This is a genomic window from Kineococcus indalonis (assembly GCF_009906395.1).
GTDB classification, from domain to species: domain Bacteria; phylum Actinomycetota; class Actinomycetes; order Actinomycetales; family Kineococcaceae; genus Kineococcus; species Kineococcus indalonis.
Window position 1 is genome coordinate 1 of sequence record NZ_JAAALM010000976.1, and the last position, 595, is coordinate 595.

At 75.0% G+C, this 595-nt stretch carries 1 protein-coding gene; it reads right to left on the reverse strand.

The window, feature by feature from the left end; translation table 11 throughout:
• Positions 1-481 (reverse strand): hemerythrin domain-containing protein (locus GTR00_RS22280; RefSeq protein ID WP_166613647.1); only part of this gene is annotated, 481 nt, incomplete at its 3' end.
• Positions 482-595 lie beyond the last annotated feature (114 nt).

A 595-nucleotide genomic window follows, 5' to 3' on the forward strand; every position in this document is an offset into this window, starting at 1 on the left:
CCCAGGCGGCGCCGATCGCGCGCAGCTCCTCCGCGGAGGCCGCGCGCTGCAGCCGCGGCAGCAGGTCGTCCTCCTCGTCGTGGGCGTCGTGGCGGATCACCTCGAAGGCGCGGTGCACGAGCTCGTCGTAGCCCGCCGAGCGCGGGTCGGCGTCCTGGAGCTGCTCCAGCAGCTCGTTGACCTGCTGGTGGTCGCCCTCGATGTGCCGGGTGAGCTCCTCGCCGTGCTCGGGCAGGTGCGTGCGGTAGGCCGGGAAGAGCACGGTCTCCTCGGCGAAGGCGTGCCGCAGGGCGCGCTCGGCGAGCTCGGCGAGGACGCGACCGCGGGCGTCGGGGTCCGTCTCGGCGTCGTGGGCGCGCATGAGCGCGTCGAGGTCGGCGTGGTCGCGGCTCTGGCGGGACAGGATGCTGCCCGGGCCGCCGCGCTCCTCCTCGGACTGCTCGGCCACCGACCGCAGCCCGTCGCCCCGTGGGTTCGTCATGCCGCCTCCGTCGTCGATCGGTGAGGACAGGCTAACCACATGACCCCCGTCCGTGGGAAGCGGCGGTGACCACCGTCACCGTCCCGCCACCCGTCCGCCGCTCCCGCGACACCC